The sequence below is a fragment of the Variovorax sp. VaC1 genome, from assembly GCF_043658315.1.
In the GTDB taxonomy this organism is placed as follows: domain Bacteria; phylum Pseudomonadota; class Gammaproteobacteria; order Burkholderiales; family Burkholderiaceae_C; genus Variovorax.
The window spans coordinates 797,155-813,929 of sequence record NZ_JBIGLT010000001.1 but is presented as its reverse complement, the minus strand read 5'-3'; the positions used below and the strand labels follow the sequence as shown (position 1 = coordinate 813,929).

Here is a 16,775-nt window from a genome sequence, read left to right as displayed (position 1 = left end):
CGGCGCTTGTGCCGCCCCCGTGCGACGCGGCCCGAGACCGGGTCAGCCCGCCAGCGCGGTCCCCACGATGCGCGTGGCCGATGCCACCACGTCGTTGCGCCCCTTCGCATCCTTCTGCGGGAACGTCAGGTAGACCGTGACCACCAGCGGCGCCGCACCGGCGGGCGGCCACAGCACGCCGATGTCGTTCGTGGTTCCGTAGTCACCGGACCCGGTCTTGTCGCCCACCTTCCAGTCCGCGGGCACGCCGGCCAGAAAACGTTCCTTGCTGGTGGTGTTGCCCAGCAGCCAGGTCCGGAGCTGCTCGCGCTGCGCTGAGCCCAGTGCATCGCCCAGCACCAGCCGCTGCACGCTGTCGGCCATGGCGGCGGGCGTGGTGGTGTCGCGCAGGTCGCCGGGAATCGCGGTGTTGAGTTCGGTCTCCCAGCGATCGAGCCTGAAGGTCTGGTCGCCAATGCTGCGCGCGAACGCCGTCAATGCAGGCGGTCCGCCCAGGATCTTCAGCAGCAGGTTGGCTGCGCCGTTGTCGCTGTACTGCGCGGTGGCAGCACACAGCTCGGCCACCGTCATGCCGGTGGCGACGTTCTTCTCGGTGACCGGCGAGTAGCTGACGAGGTCGCCCTTGCTGTAGTTCACGCGGCGCGTGAACAGGCTGGCGTCTTTCGCGCTGCGCTCGAGGATGGCCGCGGACAGCATCAGCTTGAAGGTGCTGCAGAACGGAAAGCGCTCGTGCGCCCGGTGCTGCACGCGCGCACCGCTGGCGGTGTTGAAGGCGACCACGCCAAGGCGGCCGCCCGAAGCGCTTTCGAGCGCGGCGAGTTGCGCCTCGGCCGATGACTGCGGCCCCTTCTGCGACCACGCGGTACAGGCACCGGCAAGAGGCAACACGGAAGCGGCAAGCAACAAGGTGCGACGCTGGACAACAAGAGAGTTCATTCGTTCTTCTTTCTTTCGGCGAGTGGATGGAAGCAGACAAGCAAGGGCATCGTAGGAGCACGCGCTTCGCCGCTCCAGCAAACCGCGGGCGTTGGGCGTCTCGGGTGTATCCGCTGTAACGGCATGGGCTTTACTCAACCATTCAGTTGAATGATTTGAAGAACACGCCTATATTCAACTACATGGTTGAACTAGATGACGAACGGCTCGACGCCGTATTCCACGCCCTGTCCGACAGCACGCGCCGCACCATGCTGCAACTGCTGTCCCATGGGGAGTGCAGCGTGGGCGAACTCGGCGCGCCGTTTCGCATGTCCTTCGCGGGTGCGTCCAAGCACGTGAAGGCACTGGAGCGCGCGGGCCTGGTCTCGCGCACCGTGCACGGCCGCGCGCACGTCTGCCGGCTCGAACCGGCGGCGCTGGCGTCGGCCAACGCATGGCTGCGCTACTACGAAGGCTTCTGGAACAGCCACCTCGACGCACTTGCGCAGGAACTGCGGCACGACGCCAAGCCCTCCAAGTGATCTTCTTCTGTCTTCCCCACACCCAAGGAGCACACGCACATGACGACCCGACACAGCCTCGGCCAACTGATCGAACCCGGCACCCTGCGGATGGAGCGCACACTGCCCGCGCCCATCGAGCGTGTGTGGGCCTATCTCACCGACCCCGAGAAGCGCGCCACCTGGCTGGCCGGCGGCACCATGGCGCAAGAAACGGGTGACGTCTTCGAACTGCGCTTCGAACACACCAGGCTCACCGACGAGGAAGCGCCCGAGCGCTTTGCGGGCTATCGCAAGCCGCACCTGCAGAAGTCGCGCCTGATTCGCAGCGAAGCACCGACGCTGCTGACGATCAGTTGGGACGAGGGCCCGGCGCCATCGGAAGTCACCTTCGAGCTCACGCCCGAGGGCAACAGCACGCGGCTCGTGCTCACCCATCGCCGCCTGGCCAATCGCAAGGAAGTGATCAGCGTCGCGGGCGGATGGCATGCGCATGTCGATGTGCTGATCGACGTGCTGCGGGGAGACAAGCCGCAGGGGTTCTGGACCAATCTGGAAGCGGTCGAGAAGGCGTACGAGGCGCAGATCCGCTGAAACCAAGAAGACGGGCTGCGCCCGTCCTCTCACCGGCAGCGCTCAGCCATTGAGCGCTTGCCTTCGAGCCGACGCACGGCGCAGCGCCGGCTCCATCCATCCCAAGCCTCGCGCCCACTGAATCCTCCCTCTGTGCATCCGAAAGACGGGCCTGCTCCGGCGCGTCAACGCATCAAGACCGGCTCGCGATATCGACACGCGGTTGTCAAAGCGCTGTCACCTGAAGACCTCAAGATCTGAGGCATTAAAGGTATTTGTGTGTTTTCTTGTAAATAGCCTGCAATCACACAAAAACAAATAGATACACAGAGTCTTGCAGCGCAACCGCACAGGTGCGCATTTCAATTTCTTCGGGAGAACACATGATCAGAGGAACGACCGCGCGCAGCGGTTTGGCGGGAGGGAGCATGGCGGTCCTGCTGGCGCTTTCCGCCTGCGGAGGCGGTGGTGGTGGCGGCGCCTCGTTTCCGCTCGCCGGCGTACCGCCGACGGCCGGCACTGGCAACCCGACACCAACCAACCCGCCACCCATCGTCAACCAGGGAAAGAGCGGCCCTAAAGCCCTCGTGGTCGAGATCGACGGCCTCACGCACGCAGCGCTTCGCGATGCCATTGCGCAGAAGAAGGCGACGGCGCTGCAGGCATTCCAGATCGCTCCAGCGTGGACGGGCGGTGCGAACGGCACCATCAGCGAACAACGCACCAGCGACAACCCTGGGTGGGCAACGCTGTTGACGGGCTCATGGGTCCAGCGCCACGGGGTGCGGTGGGACACCAGCGATCAGCGCATCGACGCCAAACTCGCACCGTCGATCTTTGCGCTCGCCAAGAAGAATACGGCGGCAGGCTACAAGACTGCGGCCGTCACGGCCAACTCCCGCTACCCCACCCTTCTGGGCAACGAGACCGGCACCGTCGATGCGGCCGTCGATTGCGCGGGATCAGACACTTGCGTCACGGAACGCGCCTCGCAGTTGATCGACGCCGGCCAGGACCTGATCGTGGCGCAGTACGGCGCACCGGCCATCGCGGCGGCAGCCAACGGCCTCAAGGCCGATGGCTACCAACGCGCAGTCGCCGATACCTCCGCCGCGGTCGGCCAGTTGCTGGCACGCATCGCCCAGCGCACGGCCAACGACGCTAAGGAAGACTGGCTCGTGATCGTCACAACCGGTCATGGCCTCGATGCCTTCGGTGCCAGCACTGGCCTGCAGACGATCGATGGCAAGACCATCTTCATCGCGAGCAACAAGAACCTCGCGGGATTGCCAGGCACGGGTGCGGCGGCACCCGCCGACAACACGCTGCTCCAGCTCGCCGCGGCCACGGACATCGCGCCAACCGTGCTGCGCCACCTGGGAACATTGCCCACTACCACCGACTACCGCTTCAACGGCCAGGCCCTGCAAGCCGCCACGTCGCTGCGCAGCCTTGCGGCGAAGACCGGCGCGGACAAGGCCAGCATCGAACTGTCGTGGACGCTCGCCAGTGCCACGACCGCACCAGTGCTGGTGATCCGCGACGGCAAGCTGGTGGCCACACTGCCGCCCGGCTCGACCGCCTACACCGACCCCATCGTTGCCGCGAGCGACGGGATCTATACCTACCAGTACACGGTCGTCGCCGGTGAAACCATCGTGGCGCTCACCGCACAGATCGCCTACGTGAAACCGGCACCGCCGGAGTTGCCGGTGCCGCTCGCAGCCACGCTGGTCAACGGGCTGCTCAACTACTACCCGCTCGACACCCTGCCCGCCACCGATATCAAGAACGCATCCACGCTCGCACCGTGGGCGGCCGACGCCAATGGCGGCACCGTGGTCGACGATGGCTTCAAGCCCCCTTACAAGGTCAAGGCGCTGCGCGTCGACAGCACTGTGAAGAACGCCAGCGGCATGGCCGGCTACCGCCTGGTGCAGAACAGCGACGTCACCACCAATCCCGCCGTCACGACCTTCACCATCGGCTTCTGGATGCGCACCGACAACATCTGCAGCCAGGGCGTGAGCAACGGCGGCACGGTGATCGGCAACAAGAACTACACCACCGGCGGCAACCCGGGCCTTGCCATCGGCCTGTTCGGCAGCTGCGAGATCCGCTTCAACGTAGGCACGGGCAGCGCGCGCGCCGACAGCAACGGCTACAGCCTGAGCGCAGGCCAATGGGCCTACGTGGCGGTGACGATCGACAAGGTCGCGCTCACGATGAAGGGCTACGTGCTGGACCCCGTCAAGGGCATCCAGGCCAACAGCACCACCATCACGAGCGCGATGGTCGACAAGCTCGGCGGCCTGGGCAACGGCCTGGGCCTGAACGAGGACGGCACCGGCCTTTACTACCAGCGCGAAAGCACCTCGCCCCGAGGTGCAATGGACTTCAACGAGTTCGCGATCTGGAATCGCGCGCTCACGAACGACGAGCTGACCAGCATCTTCAAGTCGGGCCAGCCGCTGATGACGCTTCTGTTTCCCTGATCACCTCCGCCTCAAGACAACGACGACTCCAGAGGATTTCAACCATGCAAATTCGCCCCCTTTCCTGCGCGCGCCTCGTGCCCGCACTTGTTCTGGCCTGCGCCCTGTCCGCCTGTGGCGGCAGCGGTGGTGGCTTTGTCGGCGGCGTACCGACGCCGCCCACGCCGCCGACGACAACACCCACCACGCCGACGCCACCCGACACCGGTGTGGCCCCCGTGAAGAGCTGCGCGCCCTGAGCCCCGCCCCACCATGTCCCACCAGAACAAGCCCATGACGAACTCACGCCGCAAATTCCTTACCGGCACGGCCACGACCGGCGCCGCCGCCCTGGCGCTCTCGGCTTTTCCGCCGAGCATTCGCCGCGCACTCGCCATTCCCGCCAACAACAAGACCGGCACCGTCAAGGACGTTGAGCACGTGGTGATCCTGATGCAGGAGAACCGTTCCTTCGACCACTACTTCGGCATGCTGATGGGTGTGCGTGGCTTCGGTGACCGCTTCACCATTCCGCTGCCCAAGGGCCTGAACGTGTGGCAGCAGAGCGATGTCAACGGCAAGCCGCTGCTGCCCTATCACCTGGACCAGACCAAGGGCAACGCGCAGCGCGTGAGCGGCACCCCGCACAGCTGGGGCGATGCGCAAAACGCCTGGGATGGTGGCCGGATGTACCAATGGCCGCGCTACAAGAACACCGCGTCGATGGGCTACTTCCAGGAAGCCGAAGTGACCTTCCAGTACGCGCTGGCCAATGCCTTCACGGTATGCGACAGCTACCACTGCGGCATGCACACGGGCACCAACTCGAACCGCATGTTCCATTGGACAGGCACCAATGGCCCGTCGGGTGAAACGGCCAACGGCCCGGCCGGTGTCTCCTCGATCGACAACACATGGGAAAGCCTGATCGGCCCATCGACTGTCGGCCCTAACTGGAAGACCTATCCGGAACGCCTGCAGGAGGCGAATGTCAGCTGGATCGTCTACCAGAACATGCCCGACAACTTCACCGACAACCCGCTGTGCGGCTTTCGCCAGTACCGCGCGGCGAATGAAGCCGCGGGCAGCAAGAAGGTGCTGTACGACGGCGACAACCCGGCGCCCAAGGGCGTGACGGTGCCCGCCTACGACCCCGCCAGCGACGACGCGAAGAACCCGCTCTACAAGGGCATCGCCAACACCATGCCCGATAGCGGCCTGCTCGATGCGTTCCGTCAGGATGTGAAGAACGGCACGCTGCGGAAGGTATCGTGGATCGTCGCCCCCTACGACTATTGCGAGCACCCCAGCGGTTCGAGTCCTGTGCAAGGTGCCTGGTACACGCAGCAAGTGCTCGACGCGCTGACCGCATCGCCCGACGTGTGGAGCAAGACCGTGCTGATCGTCAATTTCGACGAGAACGACGGCTACTTCGACCACATGCCCTCGCCCTCCGCGCCTTCGCTCAACCCGGACGGAACGCCCGCAGGCAAGACCACGCTGCCCGACAGCGCCATCGCCCTCGAGCGGCACACCTATCCGCTCGTGGACAGCACGACCGTGCCCAATGACGGTCGCGTTTACGGCCCCGGCCCGCGCGTGCCGATGTACGTCATATCGCCATGGAGCCGTGGCGGCTGGGTCAACTCCCAGGTGTTCGACCACACCTCCGTGCTGCGCTTCCTCGAAGTCTGCTTCGGAGTCAAGGAAACGAACATCTCGCCATTTCGCCGCGCGGTGTGCGGCGACCTCACAAGCGCCTTCAACTTCGCCACGCCCAACAACGACGCCCTGCCGGCCCTGGCAGGAAGGCGCACGCAGGACGATGCCAACGCACTGAGAAAGAGCCAGGAAGTCATGCCGCAGGTCGTGCCCCCGGCAAATGCCACGCTGCCTCAGCAGGCCGTCGGCGCGCGCCCCTCCCGTGCGCTGCCCTACGAGTTGCACGTGAGCGGCCGCAGCGATGCGATCAATGGCCAGATGCGCCTGATCTTCGCCAACACCGGCAAGGCTGCAGCTGTGTTCCACGTCTACGACAAGCTCAACCTCGACCGCCTGCCGCGCCGCTACATGGTCGAGCCAGGCAAGACGCTGGACGACACCTGGAGCGGCACTGCCGACAGCACCGGCAACTCGTACGACCTGTGGGTGCTTGGGCCCAACGGATTTCACCGCCATTTCAAGGGCAACCTCGACACGCTGCGCGCAAGCAACGCAGCCAACCCCGAAGTGCGTGTGTGCTACGACATCGCCAATGGCAACGTCTACCTCGAAATGCTCAACAGCGGCGCCAGCGCCTGCACGTTCACCGTGCGCGCCAAGGCCTACCGCAACGACGGTCCGTGGGGTGCGACGGTCAATGGCGGAGCGAAGGCCGAACAGTTGTGGACGCTCGAGAACAGCGGCCACTGGTACGACTTCGAGGTTCGCTGCGACACCGACGCCAGTTACCGCCGCCGCTTCGCCGGCCGCGTGGAAACCGGCAAGCACTCGGTGAGCGATCCGGCCATGGGCCTGGCCGACCTCTGAGCATCGCGCGCACCAGCGCACCGGCCGTGGCGGTGCGCTGGTTGGCACAATGGCGCAGGTCCTGCGCCCTTTTTCGCAAATCAATGCAGACCGGGGCGGCTGTCGTACCGACACCGCCCCGATCCATTTCATACGCCAGCACTCATGCTCCAAGAAGAACGATTCCTGCGCATCCGCAGCCTGCTCGCCACTTTCTCTCGCCTGAGCGTCGACCGCATCGTGCAAGACCTTGCGGTCTCGCGTGAGACGGTACGCCGCGACCTGCTCGAACTCGAAGGCCTGGGCGAGTTGCGCCGGGTGCACGGCGGCGCCATCGCCACCAGCGTGGAGCCCGAACCCCCGTTGGCCGTGCGCCTCGTGGCGCGCCAGCGGGAAAAGCGCGCCATCGCCAAGGCGGCCATCGCGCTGCTGCAGCCGGGGCAGACGGTGTTTCTGGACGCGGGCAGCACCACGTCGATCTTGGCGGAAGAGATCGCCACGCTTAGCGGCATGACGGTCATCACCAACTCGCTGAGCATCGCGCTCAAGCTCGCGGGTGCGAGCGAGGGGCGGCTGACGGGCAACAAGACCATCCTGCTGGGCGGAGAGATCGACGTGAAGACGCAGGCCACGCTCGGCGACATCACGACCGAGAAGATCCGCAACTACCGGGCCGACGTGGCCCTGCTGTCGCCCGTGGGCCTGCATGCCAAGTACGGCGCGATGAGCTTCGAGCACTCCGAGGCCGCGGTCGCGCGCGCCATGGCCGAGCAGGCGCAGCAGGTGGTCATCGTGGCCGACCACGCCAAGATCGGCCAGGCCAGCCGCGTGACCTACATGCGCACCGCCGACATCGACGTGGTGGTCACCGATGCCAAGTCGCGCGACCTGCCCGGCCTGCCGGCGCTACGCAAGGCATGCAGCAAGTTGATCCTCGCCTGAGGACGATCAACTCGAATCCGAACGGCGCCGTCACTCGGGCTCGATGCCCGCGGCCCGGATCACCTGCCCCCACTTGCGCGACTCGGCCGCCTGGAACGCCGCCAGGCCCTCGGGCGTGCTGGTGACGGCCTCGCCGCTGGTGGTCGCCTGGTAGGCCACGACGGCGGGGGCGGACGACACCTTGATCATCATTTCGTTGAGCTTGTTGGTGATGGCCGCCGGGGCGCCGGGCGGCAGGTACACCGCCGTCCAGTACGACATGTCGTAGCCCTTGACGCCGGCCTCTTCCACCGTGGGCAGCGCCGGCACCGCGGCCAGCCGCTTGTTGCCGCTCACGGCCAGTGCGCGCAGCTTGCCGCTCTTGACCTGCGGCAGCGCGGTCGGCGCGTCGGCGAACATGAAGTCGACCTGCCCACCCATCAGGTCGGTGATGGCCATGGGGTTGCTCTTGTAGGGCACGTTCACCACGTCGATGCCCGCCATCTGCTTGAGCGATTCGCTGGCCACGCGGCTCGACGAACTGCCGCTGCCGAAGTTGAGCTTGCCGGGCGACTTCTTCGCGGCCGCGATCAGGTCGGCCACCGACTTGATCGGCGAATCCGAATTCACCAGCAGCAGCATGTGGCCCTTGGACAGCAGCGTGACCGGAGTGAAGTCTTTCACCGGGTCGTAGGGCAGCTTCTTGAACAGGTGCTCGTTGGCTGCGTGGGTGGTGTTGGTCGTCATCAGCAGGGTGTAGCCGTCGGGCACCGCCTTTGCCACGTACTGCGCGGCGAGGAAGCCGCTGGCGCCGGCCCGGTTGTCGACGATGACGGGCACCTTGTATTCCGCGCCCAGCGCCTGCGCCATGCTGCGCGCCTGCTGGTCCGTGCCGCTGCCGGCCGCGAAGGGCACGACGATGGTAATGGGCTTGGCCGGGTACGGCTGGGCCTGCGCGACAGTGGCGGCAAGCATGGCCGCGGCGAGCGCCATCGGCATGCGGAATCGGGGGAAATAGGTCAGCACGGTCTTGTCTCCTGTGGAATGTTTTTTTGAATGGGATCAGTGCCGGAACCTGCCCAGCGTGCCGGCACGCATGAGCTTTCCCGGGAGCGGATGGCCGACGATCTCTTCGGCGAGCCGCGCGCATTCGATCAGTGCCTCGAGATCGACGCCGGTGTCGATGCCCATCTCTTCGCACATGAACGCCAAGTCTTCGGTGCAGATGTTGCCGGCCGCGCCGGTGTGCCCTGCGAACGGGCAGCCGCCGAGGCCGGCGCAGGCGCTGTCGAAGATGTCGATGCCCATCTGCAGGCCCATCAATGCATTGGCCATTGCGGTGCCGCGCGTGTCGTGCAGGTGCAGCCCGAGCCGCAGCGCGGGCCATCGCTCGCGCACCGCGCCGACCACCGATGCGATGGCATTCGGCTGGGCCCATCCCACGGTATCGGCCAACCGCAGGATCGGCAGCTGCAGACCGAATTCGTCCATCAGGCCCAGCAGCTGCGACACGCGCTCGACCACCGTGGCAGGGGAAATCGCACCCTCGAGGTTGCAGCCGAAGGCAGTCGTGACGATGCCGCGGGTCACCGGAATTGCGTGCTCGATGCAGAACGCGAGCGTGGCGCGCTGCGCATCGAGCAGTGCGGCTGCTCCCTTGCCGTTGTTGCGCACCGAGAAGGCTTCGGATGCGCCGAGGCTCACCGTGCCTTCGATGTCGAGCGGCGTTTCCATCGCGCGCTGCATGCCACGCTGGTTGAGCCACAAGCCGGTGTAGCGCACGCCCTCGCGCTTGCGGATCGACCTCGCAACGATCTCCGCATCGGCCATGCCGGGCACGCGCGCGGGGTTGACGAAAGACACGCACTGGATTTCTTCGAGCCCCGTGAGCGCCAGCGCTTCGACCAGGCGCACCTTGTCGGCCGACGCGATCGGCCCGGACTCCATCTGGAAGCCCTCGCGCGGGCCCTCTTCGTGCAGATGCACGCGACGTGGGAGATCAGGCATCCGTGCCTCCTTGCGGCACCGGTGCGCCGAACTCCAGGTTGTGCTGCCCCAGGCGCGGCGCGACCGCGCGGTGTGCGGGCCGCACGCCGTCGATCGACAACGGCAATGCCGTCAGCCTGAAGTCTTCGCCCGGCACCGCTTGCAGCATGCCGAGCGCCTCGACCTGCGGGTGCGCGATGGCCTCGGGCACGGTGTGCACGGGCGCACAGGGCACGCCGGCGGCACTGAAGCGGGCCGACCATTGCGCGCGGGTCTGCGTGCGCAACAGCGGCACGATCTGCTCGAACAGGGCCGCCTTGTGCTGCAGCCTGAGCCTGTTGGTTGCAAAGCGCTCGTCGGTGGTCCAGTCGTCGCGCCCGAGTTCGTGCGCGAACTTGGCGAAGAGGCGGTCGTTGCCGCAGCAGATCAGCAAAGGTGCATCGGCCGTGTCGAACGCCTCGTAGGGTACGAAGCCGGGGTGGCCCGAGCGGTGGCGTTCCGGCAGGCGCCCTTCGTTGGCATAGGCGTCGGCCTTCTGGCCGGTCCAGACCAATGCGGTTTCGAGCAGCGAGGTGCTGACCACACCGCCCTTGCCCGTGAGGTGCCGACGCTGCAACAGCGCCAGCGCACCGATCACGGCCCACATGCCGGTGCCCTGGTCGCAAACCGAGGCGCCGGTGCGCATCGGCGGATCGTCGGGGCCGCCGTTGATGCTCGACAACCCGCTGAAGGCCTGTATCAGCGGCTCGTAGCCCGGCTGCATGCCGAGCGGGCCGGTGTGGCCGAAGGCGGAAATCTCGCAATAGATCAGCCGCGGGTAGCGCGCGCACATCGTCGGTCCGTCGATCTGCATGGAGTGGGTGACGCCGGGGCGCAGGTTGTGGATCAGGATGTCGGCATCGGCCGCCAGCCGGCCGAAGACGCTCATGCCCTCGGCACTCTTGAGGTCGATCGCGACGGACTTCTTGCCTCGGTTGAACACGTGAAAGTTGAGCGCGTCGCCGTGGCGAAAGGCCGGCCCCATGTGGCGCGCATCGTCGCCGCCTTCGGTGCGTTCGAGCTTGACCACGTCGGCCCCGAGGTCCGCGAGGATCGCGCCCGCGAAGGGCCCGGCCAGCACCTGCCCGAGTTCGAGCACCCGGATGCCTTCCAGTATTTTTTCCATGCTTGCTTTCACGGGCCTGCTCGGTACGCCAGGGCCCTTGTCTCCGTCGATGGCTGCCAAGTCTGGCCCTCGCTCATTGATATGGGAAGGACAATATTTCTATATCTGTGATAACTTGATCGGATCAATCCGAAGGCACGAAAAGCGAAGGAGACGGCCGGTGCGAACCGACATCACATTGCAGCAGCTGGAGGCCTTCGTCGAAGTCGCCCGGACGTCGAACTTCCGCGCGGCCGCCCAGGCGCTGCATGTGTCGCAGCCGGCGCTGAGCCGCACGGTGCGCATCATCGAAACGCTGGCCGGTGCCCGCCTGTTCGACCGCGACACCCGGCATGTCGAACTCACTCCCGCCGGGCGCGAGCTGCTGCCGATTGCGCTGCGCATTCTTGAAAACTTCAACAGCTCGTTCAGCGAGCTGTCGCAGTTCCTCGAGGGCCGCAGCGGCCACCTGACGATTGCCGCCCTGCCCTCGACCGGCGTGGCGCTGCTGCCGAAAGCCATTGCCGAGTTCCGCATGCTGCATCCGCAGGTGGCGTTCTCGCTGATCGAGGGGCCAGCCGAGCAGGTGCGTTCTGCGGTCGACGAAGGGCGCGCCGATTTCGGCATCAGCGTGCGCCCCGGCCCGCAGGAGCCGATGCTCTACCGGCACCTGATCGACGACCCCTTCGTGCTGCTGTGCCGGCACGACGACCCGCTGGCAAGCCGGGCTTCGGTGGCGTGGTCGGTCTTTGCGGGCCGGCCTTTCATCGCGAGCGGCTTCAGGAGCAGCATCCGCCCGATCACCGACGCGGCCTTCCTGCAGCGCGGACTGCAGGTGGTGCCGGCGCTCGAGTACCCGAGCGTGGCTGCCGCGGGTGCGCTCGTCGCGGCGGGGCTGGGGTTGACGGCATTGCCCCGGCTGGCACTGCAGTTGACGAAGAACGACGAGCTGGCCACCGTGCCGTTGCAGCGCCCCGCCATGTCGCGGCCCATCGGGCTGGTCACGCGGGCGGGCCGCTCGCCGTCGCCGGTCGGACGCGCCTTCATGGACTTGCTGCACCGCCGCGAAGCCCGGCGCGAAACCACGCGTTGAGGTCACCGCCCCACCTGCGGCATGATTCCGGCCATGGACAACAAGCCCCCGCACCCGCTCGTCATCATCAAGCTCGGCGACACCTTCGACGCCCTTCGCGCACAACGAGGCGACTTCGAGAACTGGATCGCTGATGGCCTCGACACGCAGACACTGCCGATCGTCGTGATCGACCCGCGCCGTGGCGACGCCCTGCCCGCGCCCGAAGCCCTGTCGGGCGTGGTCATCACCGGCTCGCACGCGATGGTGTCGCACCGCGAACCCTGGAGCGAAACAACGGCCGCCTGGCTCGCGCGGCTGGTGGCGCACGGCACGCCGGTGCTCGGCATCTGCTACGGACACCAGTTGCTCGCGCATGCGCTCGGTGGCGAGGCGGGCAACCACCCGGGGGGTGCTGAAGTCGGCACCGTCACGGTCACGCTGAACGAGGCCGCCGCCACCGACGCTTTGCTGCGCGACCTGCCCACGCAGTTCCCGGCCAACGCGGTGCACTGGCAAAGCGCGCTGCGCTTGCCCGAAGGCGCGGTGCGACTGGCCGGCAGCGAACATGAGCCGGTGCACGCCTTTCGCGTCGGCGAGCACGCCTGGGGCGTGCAGTTCCACCCCGAGTTCGATGCCGAGGCGATGCGCGGCTACATCGACATGCTGGCCAATGACCTGAAGGCCGAGGGCGCCGACCCGGCCGCGCTGCGCGCGCGCGTAGGTGCCACCGACGCCGCCGCCGGGCTGCTCGGCCGTTTCGCCCGCATCGCCGAAGCGCACCAGGCCGCCTGACACCCACCTCATAGCGGCATCGCGGCGTGGAATCGCGCCCCCAAGAACCACCCGGCGCCTGGGTTAAGGTGCCGGGAATTTTCCAAGCCACCGAGCCCAGACGCCTTCTTCTTCATGAACTCTCCCGATTCCGCACCGGTCCGCAAGCACTTTTCGATGATCCGGGGCTTTCACCTCGCCGACGCGTTCACGCTCGGCAACGCGGCCTGCGGCGTGGGTGCGGTGTTTCTCGCCATGGCCTTCATGGCGAGCCAGTCGCTCGCGCAATTCCTGTGGGCGGCCGCCCTGGCACCGGCCGCCTTCATCTTCGACGTGTTCGACGGCCGCATCGCACGCTGGCGCCAGACGCATTCGGCACTGGGCCGCGAGCTCGACTCGCTGGCCGACGTCATCTCCTTCGGCGTGGCGCCCGCCGCGCTGGCCTTCGCGGCCGGCCTGAACGGCGGCTGGGACTGCGTGTTGCTGATCTATTTCGTGGGCTGCGGCGTGAGCCGGCTTGCGCGCTACAACGTCACGGCCGAGGCGCTGTCCGAAGGGGCCGACAAGGTGAAGTATTTCGAGGGCACGCCCATTCCGACCAGCGTGGTGCTGGTGGGCGTGCTCGCCTATGCGGCCTGGCAGGGCCACATCGGCGCCACCGTGTGGGGCGGTGCCTGGGTCATCGGCCCGTGGCAACTGCACCCGCTCGTGCTGCTGTTCGCGCTCTCGGGCACGCTGATGATCAGCAAGACCCTGCGCATTCCCAAGTTCTGACCCATCACCCACGCTGAACAAGAAAAGGAGACAACGCCATGAAGCTGTATTTCGATCCGCAAAGCCGCTCGCAGGTCGCCAAGTGGATGCTCGACGAGGCAGGGGCCGACTACGAGATCGTGCCCACGCTCCTCAAGGACAAGGCGCACAAGCGGCCCGAGTTCCTCAAGATCAATCCGGCAGGCAAGGTTCCGGCGCTGGTCGACGGCCACACGCGCGTCTTCGAGAACGCGGCCATCTGCATGTACGTCGCCGAGAAGTTTCCGCAGAAGCAGTTGGCGCCCCCGCCGGGCTCGCCCGACCGCGGCCGCTACCTGTCGCTGATGGTCTACTCGACCGCGCAACTGGAGCCCGCCATGGGCGACAGCCTGCTCAAGATCCAGAGCAAGAACAGCGCGCGCGGCTGGACCAACTTCGAGCAGGCCAAGGACGCGGTCGAGCGCGAACTGGGCGCTGGCCCCTACCTGTTCGGCACGCGGTTCACCGCGGCCGACGTGATGATCGGCTCGATGTTCATCTGGCACCGCGCCTTCGGCGGCCGCTCGAACCGCCCCAAGATCGATGCCTACATCGACCGCCTGCAGGCCCGGCCCAAGGGCATGAAGTTCGGCTGAAAACCGCGCGGCGTGCCGCGCTGGCGACACTGCGCGGTGGCGGGCACGCCTTTTAATCGACTCCCTGTCTTTTCAACCCATGCCCGCACCATGACATCGAAGAACAACACCTCGCGCACCCGGTTTTCGTTGACGGCCCTGTCCCTGGGCCTGGTCGCCCTGCTCGCCGGCTGTGCCAGCACGCCGCCGCCCGGCTCGCGCAGCGTGACCATCGAGCGCACCACCTTCGGCATCGCGCACATCACGGCACCCGACTACGAAGGGCTGGCCTACGGCACCGCCTACGCGCAGGCGCAAGACAACATCTGCCAGACCGCCGAGCACCTGCTGACGCTGCGCGGCGAGCGTTCGCAGTTCCTCGGCGCGCAGAACACCGGTGAGCTGGGCCTGGGCCGCATGCCCAACGCGCAGATCGACCTGTTCATCCGCTATCACATGGACGATGCCGCGCTGGCGCGCGCCGGCGCCACCACCAGCCCCGACGTGAAGGCCGCACTGCGCGGCTACGTGGAGGGCTACAACCGCTACCTGCAGGATGTGGGCGCCAACGGCCTGCCCGCCGAATGCCGCGGCAAGCCGTGGGTGCGCCCGATGACTGCAGCCGACCTGTCGCGTGCCACCGAGAACTCGATGATCCAGGGCGGCTTGGGTGCGTTGGCCGGCACCGTGCTGGCCGCCGTGCCGCCCACACCGGGCACGAAGACCGGCGCGGCGCCGGTCGACCTGAAGGAGGCCGTGGCCGAGATCGGCCGCCACAGCTTCAACGCCAACCCCGAAGGCGGCGAGCTGGGCTCCAACGGCTGGGCCTTCGGGCGCAACGCCACGCCCGACGGCAAGGGCCTGCTGCTGGGCAACCCGCACTTTCCGTGGACCGGCACCAACCGCTTCTGGGAACTGCACCTCACCATTCCCGGCAAGCTCGACGTGATGGGCGCCACCGGCGGCCTGAGCCCGGTGGTGGCGATCGGCTTCAACAAGGACGTGGCCTGGACGCACACCGTGTCGACCGGCAAGCGCTTCACGCTGTACGAGCTGAAGCTCGATCCGAACGACCCGACCGTGTACTGGGTCGACGGCCAGCCGAAGAAGATGGTCGCGCGCACCGTCGTGCTGCCGGCCGCGGCCACGGGCGGTGGGGCACCGGTGCAACACACCTTCTATTCGACCGACTGGGGCCCCGTCATCTCGCTGCCGCGCGCCGGCCTCGGCTGGACCGCGCAGAAGGCCTATGCGATCCGCGATGCCAACACGCTCAACATGCGCTCGGCCGACAGCTGGATGAAGATGGCACTGGCCCGCAACGTGGGCGAACTGCGCACCGCCATGGGCAACCAGGGCATGCCGTGGATCAACACCATCGCCGCCGACCGCGATGGCAACGCGATGTACGCCGACCTGTCGGTGGTGCCCGATGTGTCGGCCGACATGCTCAAGGCCTGCGCGCCCTCACCCGCCGCGGCGGCGCTGCTCAATGCGGCCGGCCTGCCGGTGCTCGACGGCTCGCGCAGCGCCTGCGCTTGGAACCGCGACACCACGGCGGCCGCGCCCGGCATCATCGCGCCGGCCCGCATGCCGGTCGTCATCACGCCCGACTACGTGCAGAACAGCAACGACAGCTTCTGGCTCAGCAACCCCGAGACGGCGCCGATGGCGGGCGTCTCGCCGCTGGTCGGCCCTGTCGGCGTGCCGCAGCGGCTGCGCACGCGCAGCGCGATCATGGAAATCCGCGGCCGCCTGGCGGGCAACGACGGCCTGCCCGGCAACCGCATGGGCGCGGCCGAGCTGCGCAGCGTGATCTTCCGCGACAAGAACCTCGCCGGCATGCTGGTGATGGACGACCTGCAGGCCGCCTGCAAGGCCAGCGCCGGCACGCTGAATGCCGACCAGGCCCTGGGCTGCCGCGTGCTGTCGGCCTGGAACCGCACCAGCAATGCCGACGCGAAGGGTGCGGCGCTGTTCCGCGAGTTCTGGCGCAAGACCAAGGACGTGCCGAAGGTCTGGCGCGTGCCGTTCGATCCGGCCCAGCCGGTGGCGACGCCGGCCGGCCTCGACATGGCCACGCCCGCCACGCGCGCCGCGGTGTTCAAGGCGCTGGGCGACGCAGTCGGCGTGGTCCGCACGGCCGGCTTTGCGGCCGACGTGCCGCTGGGCGTGCCGCAGTCGCGCATGGTGCGCGGCCAGAAGATCGCGCTGCATGGCGGCGACGAGTTCGAGGGCGTGCTCAACAAGCTCGAATCGCAGGGTCAGCCGTCCATCGACGCCAAGGGCTACAACGTCAACTACGGCAGCAGCTACATGCAGGTCGTGACCTTCGATGCGAACGGCCCGGTGGCGCAAGGCCTGCTGACCTACGGCCAGAGCAGCGATCTCGCGTCGCCGCGCGCCTACGACCAGTTGCCGCTGTTCGCGGCCAAGCAGTGGCATCCGCTACCGTTCCATCGCGCGGACGTGCAGGCACAGCGTGAAGGCGCGCCGCTGCAGCTTGCCTATTGAAGC

The 16,775-nt window shown here is 67.2% G+C and carries 15 protein-coding genes; 11 read left to right on the top strand and 4 right to left on the bottom strand.

Annotation, left to right across the window (positions count from 1 at the left end; all coding sequences use genetic code 11):
• Positions 1-42 precede the first annotated feature (42 nt).
• Positions 43-936: a class A beta-lactamase gene (gene bla / locus ACGLHS_RS03955; protein WP_394477029.1), complete on the bottom strand. Its 894-nt coding sequence runs from the start codon at positions 934-936 to the stop codon at positions 43-45.
• 182 nt (positions 937-1,118) lie between these two features.
• On the opposite strand from bla, the gene ACGLHS_RS03950 reads away from it, so the two are divergent.
• The 6 genes from ACGLHS_RS03950 (at position 1,119) to ACGLHS_RS03925 (ending at position 7,936) form a co-directional block, all read left to right on the top strand.
• Entirely contained in the window at positions 1,119-1,460 is a 342-nt protein-coding gene (locus tag ACGLHS_RS03950) for an ArsR/SmtB family transcription factor (RefSeq protein WP_394477027.1), read from the top strand.
• Between the two features lie 39 nt (positions 1,461-1,499).
• Positions 1,500-2,033 (top strand): SRPBCC family protein, encoded by a 534-nt coding sequence (locus ACGLHS_RS03945; RefSeq protein WP_394477025.1) that lies wholly within the window; start codon positions 1,500-1,502, stop codon positions 2,031-2,033.
• 407 nt (positions 2,034-2,440) lie between these two features.
• Positions 2,441-4,507, top strand: a complete 2,067-nt coding sequence (locus ACGLHS_RS03940; protein ID WP_394477023.1) for a LamG-like jellyroll fold domain-containing protein — start codon at positions 2,441-2,443, stop codon at positions 4,505-4,507.
• A gap of 44 nt (positions 4,508-4,551) precedes the next feature.
• Positions 4,552-4,746, top strand: a complete 195-nt coding sequence (locus ACGLHS_RS03935) for a hypothetical protein (protein WP_394477021.1) — start codon at positions 4,552-4,554, stop codon at positions 4,744-4,746.
• 34 nt (positions 4,747-4,780) lie between these two features.
• Positions 4,781-7,015, top strand: a complete 2,235-nt coding sequence (locus tag ACGLHS_RS03930) for a phosphocholine-specific phospholipase C (protein WP_394477019.1) — start codon at positions 4,781-4,783, stop codon at positions 7,013-7,015.
• 144 nt (positions 7,016-7,159) lie between these two features.
• A complete protein-coding gene (locus ACGLHS_RS03925; RefSeq protein WP_093237303.1) occupies positions 7,160-7,936 on the top strand; it encodes a DeoR/GlpR family DNA-binding transcription regulator in 777 nt (258 codons plus the stop codon).
• 30 nt (positions 7,937-7,966) lie between these two features.
• Here the strand turns inward: ACGLHS_RS03925 and ACGLHS_RS03920 are convergent, their stop codons facing one another.
• From ACGLHS_RS03920 to ACGLHS_RS03910, 3 genes are all read right to left on the bottom strand, one after another.
• Complete coding sequence (locus ACGLHS_RS03920) at positions 7,967-8,890, bottom strand: tripartite tricarboxylate transporter substrate binding protein (protein WP_176801028.1); 924 nt, start codon at positions 8,888-8,890, stop codon at positions 7,967-7,969.
• 87 nt (positions 8,891-8,977) lie between these two features.
• Positions 8,978-9,922, bottom strand: a complete 945-nt coding sequence (locus tag ACGLHS_RS03915; RefSeq protein ID WP_394477016.1) for a hydroxymethylglutaryl-CoA lyase — start codon at positions 9,920-9,922, stop codon at positions 8,978-8,980.
• Positions 9,915-11,066 (bottom strand): CaiB/BaiF CoA transferase family protein, encoded by a 1,152-nt coding sequence (locus ACGLHS_RS03910; RefSeq protein WP_394477014.1) that lies wholly within the window; start codon positions 11,064-11,066, stop codon positions 9,915-9,917. Before ACGLHS_RS03910 ends, ACGLHS_RS03915 begins: the two co-directional genes overlap by 8 nt.
• Before the next feature lie 160 nt (positions 11,067-11,226).
• Between ACGLHS_RS03910 and ACGLHS_RS03905 the strand changes: the two genes are divergently transcribed.
• The 5 genes from ACGLHS_RS03905 to ACGLHS_RS03885 all read left to right on the top strand — a co-directional run bounded on the left by ACGLHS_RS03905 (position 11,227) and on the right by ACGLHS_RS03885 (position 16,772).
• Positions 11,227-12,138 (top strand): LysR family transcriptional regulator, encoded by a 912-nt coding sequence (locus ACGLHS_RS03905; protein WP_394477012.1) that lies wholly within the window; start codon positions 11,227-11,229, stop codon positions 12,136-12,138.
• Positions 12,139-12,171: 33 nt separating this feature from the next.
• Positions 12,172-12,912 (top strand): glutamine amidotransferase, encoded by a 741-nt coding sequence (locus tag ACGLHS_RS03900; RefSeq protein WP_093237711.1) that lies wholly within the window; start codon positions 12,172-12,174, stop codon positions 12,910-12,912.
• A 114-nt stretch (positions 12,913-13,026) separates the two neighbouring features.
• Entirely contained in the window at positions 13,027-13,665 is a 639-nt protein-coding gene (locus tag ACGLHS_RS03895; RefSeq protein WP_093237299.1) for a phosphatidylcholine/phosphatidylserine synthase, read from the top strand.
• A 38-nt stretch (positions 13,666-13,703) separates the two neighbouring features.
• The gene (locus ACGLHS_RS03890; protein WP_394477009.1) at positions 13,704-14,279 is read left to right on the top strand and encodes a glutathione S-transferase family protein; all 576 of its coding nucleotides are present in this window, start codon (positions 13,704-13,706) and stop codon (positions 14,277-14,279) included.
• 90 nt (positions 14,280-14,369) lie between these two features.
• Positions 14,370-16,772: a penicillin acylase family protein gene (locus ACGLHS_RS03885; protein ID WP_394477007.1), complete on the top strand. Its 2,403-nt coding sequence runs from the start codon at positions 14,370-14,372 to the stop codon at positions 16,770-16,772.
• Positions 16,773-16,775 lie beyond the last annotated feature (3 nt).